The sequence below is a fragment of the Synechococcus sp. H60.3 genome (assembly GCF_047462295.1).
Lineage (GTDB): Bacteria > Cyanobacteriota > Cyanobacteriia > Thermostichales > Thermostichaceae > Thermostichus.
Genome location: NZ_JANSIY010000094.1, coordinates 7,210 through 9,813, shown reverse-complemented (window position 1 = coordinate 9,813; position 2,604 = coordinate 7,210). Strand labels below are relative to the sequence as shown.

At 61.1% G+C, this 2,604-nt stretch carries 3 protein-coding genes; 1 reads left to right on the top strand and 2 read right to left on the bottom strand.

Annotated features, from left to right (window positions below):
- Positions 1-29: 29 nt before the first annotated feature.
- The gene (locus tag NW841_RS09945; RefSeq protein ID WP_414366887.1) at positions 30-455 is read right to left on the bottom strand and encodes a hypothetical protein; all 426 of its coding nucleotides are present in this window, start codon (positions 453-455) and stop codon (positions 30-32) included.
- 98 nt (positions 456-553) lie between these two features.
- Here NW841_RS09945 and NW841_RS09940 point away from each other — a divergent pair, with 98 nt between their 5' ends.
- Positions 554-1,189 carry an exopolysaccharide biosynthesis protein gene (locus NW841_RS09940; protein ID WP_414338292.1) on the top strand — a complete coding sequence of 212 codons (636 nt, stop codon included), beginning with the start codon at positions 554-556 and terminating at the stop codon, positions 1,187-1,189.
- Between the two features lie 128 nt (positions 1,190-1,317).
- Here NW841_RS09940 and NW841_RS09935 read toward each other — a convergent pair whose 3' ends face one another.
- Positions 1,318-2,457 carry an S-layer homology domain-containing protein gene (locus NW841_RS09935; RefSeq protein ID WP_414386231.1) on the bottom strand — a complete coding sequence of 380 codons (1,140 nt, stop codon included), beginning with the start codon at positions 2,455-2,457 and terminating at the stop codon, positions 1,318-1,320.
- Positions 2,458-2,604 lie beyond the last annotated feature (147 nt).

The window sequence follows — 2,604 nt, the reverse complement described above, 5'->3', positions numbered from 1 at the left end:
CCAAGGTCTGGGGCCGCCTTTGTTTTCCTTCAGCTTTTGGGGATCAGCCGCTTGGGACAGGCGGCGCGGATGTGGGATTCGCTCAGATCGGGCATGAGGGCCAGGGCGCGTTGGGCATCGATTTGCGCTTCGCACACCGCCTCCAGCACCTGCTCGGCCATCAAGGAAAGGGGCATATCGGCGGTTTGCTCAGGATCGGTATCCTCTCTAATTTGTCGCACTCCCACCGGTGGGGGTGGCAACACCGGCGGAGCCGACTGGGGGGGCAAGGTGGTGGAGGTACCCACCTCCAACTGCGCTTCAGCCAGGGCCACACCGTGCCCTGCCACCAACAGGGATCCCAGCAGTAGGGATCCCCCCAACCTACCCATTTCTTTGCTGAGCGGGGCGCGCTTCTTTAGACCTTCTCCAAGGCCACCGCTGCCCAACCTCTTGCCCAGTGCTTCGCCACTCATCTTACCTCTCCAAAACCACCCCTTCGCTCAAGATATCCAACAAACCTTGAATTTGCAGTAGGCTATCGTTGGCTCCCAAACCGTTTGCAGACTCCCCTATGGCTCGTCTATCCCAAGAGCTAGCCCGATTTGCCTGCCTTCCCGCCAACCCAGAGCAGCCTGAGGGATCCCCACCCGTGGCGATCTGCATTGAAGAGATTCTCAAACTGGCGGGCGAGCGCAGCTTTGGCTTGTTTTTGGCAGTGCTGTCTTTTCCCTCGGCTTTACCTCTGCCGGCCCCTGGCTATTCCACTCCCTTTGGCGTGGTCATCCTACTGCTGGCCCTGCAAATGCTGGCAGGGCGAACCACTCCCTGGTTGCCGCCATGGGTGCTGCAGACATCCATTGAACGGAAGCAATTGCAAAAGTGGGTGCAGGCCGGGATCCCATGGTTGCAGCGCATTGAAAAAGTTGCCTGCCCCCGTTGGCAACGAGTCTGCACCAGCCGCCTGGGCCAGGTCTGGCTGGGCACTTGGATTGGTTTGATGGGCATTTCCATGATCATTCCCGTGCCCGGCACCAACACCCTGCCGGCGATGGGGATCTTCGTCACCGCCTTCGGTCTCCTGGAAGAAGATGGGCTCCTCTGCAGCCTGGGATCCCTGATCTGTGTGGCAGGGGGGCTACTGACCACTTCCATTTTGGTGGGCCTGTGGCTGGGGGGAACGACTCTGTTGGATTGGCTGAGAAGATAGCGCCCTAGCAGCCCCTCTCCCGGAGGGAGAGGGGAGTTGGGGATCGAGACAACGCCCAGCTTCACCGATGGAAAGACAGTGAGAAGTTGTATCGCCTGCGTCTCGTTGCAACGGACACCCCCGCGCCGCTAGCGGGATTGAGGAACTAGCGCCAGATCCTGGGTGAGGCGCAGCTCGATCACCTGGTTGGGATCCAACACCACCACCTGCGGCGCTGTCACGTTGCCGATCACCGCTCCGGCCACCCCTGCCCCCAGCACTTCTTCTGTGGCAATGGCATTATCGCCGGTTACCAAGCCGAGAACGGCGCCTGCTGCCGCACCGATGGCCGCATCTTGGATGATCTTGCCTGTGGTGGTGTAGCGGGGATCCTTGACATCGCGGATTACATCCGATTGAGCGGCCAAGGGGAACAGTTGGTTGTTGACGATGATGCTTTCCGCCACAAAGCGCGTGCCGCCCGGCGCCGGCTCAAAGCGGCCATCCACCCGTGAGCCAAAAGGCACCAGGATGTCCCCCTGGCCGTTGCGAATTGGGTTGCAAACGATCAAGGACATAGGGCGAGTTTCGTTGGGGGCGATGAAGAGGCGCTCGTTGAAGGGGGTGGTGGTCTGTATCAGAGTGCCCGCCGCCAGCGTGGAAAGGCGCAGGTCAAAGCCGGGCTGAGGGGTGGAGAGCCAATTGCCTGGGTTCTGGGCCACCAGGGATCCCCGACTGAGCAGGGCCTGGTGGGTAAAAGCAGCCACCTCAGCACGGGTGGCAGGACGGTTGGGCTCCAAGAGCATGGGATCTGGGTAATTCACGATCAGGCCGGCGCGGTTGGCGGCTGCAATTGGCGCCAGGGCCCAGTTGGGAATGGCTGCCGCGTCACGGTAGCGGCTGAACAGCTCGCTCGGCTGGGCCACGGGGATGGCACTTGTGTTGCCAAGGGCGTTGGTCAGGATCACCAGCGCCTCGGTGCGGGTAACGGGCTGTTCGGGTCGGAAGGTGCCGTCCGGGAAGCCGGCCACCAAGTTGTTGGCTGCCGCCGCGGAGATAGCGTTAGCCGCCCAGTGGGTGGGGGGCACATCCCGAAAGCCGATGAAGGTACCAGAGGTGTTGCGGAGGCGAAAGGCAGTGGTGACGAGGGTGGCAAACTGAGCACGGGTCACCGGCTCGTTGGGACGGAAGGTGCCATCCGGGAAGCCGTTCAACACCCTTTGAGCGGAGAGAGCCTCAATGTAGGTTTGGGCCCAGTGACCAAAAGTGTCGCGAAAAGGGGCGGCCATAGCCACCTGGCAATGAATGCCCAATACCGCCCCGGATAGGAGTAGGCCTGCTGCACGCGGAGTCAAAAGAGAGGAAAACATCGTTCACTTACCTGTCATCATCCTGCCCATTGCTGGGTCAATAGCTACTCTTATTCTGGCTATTTC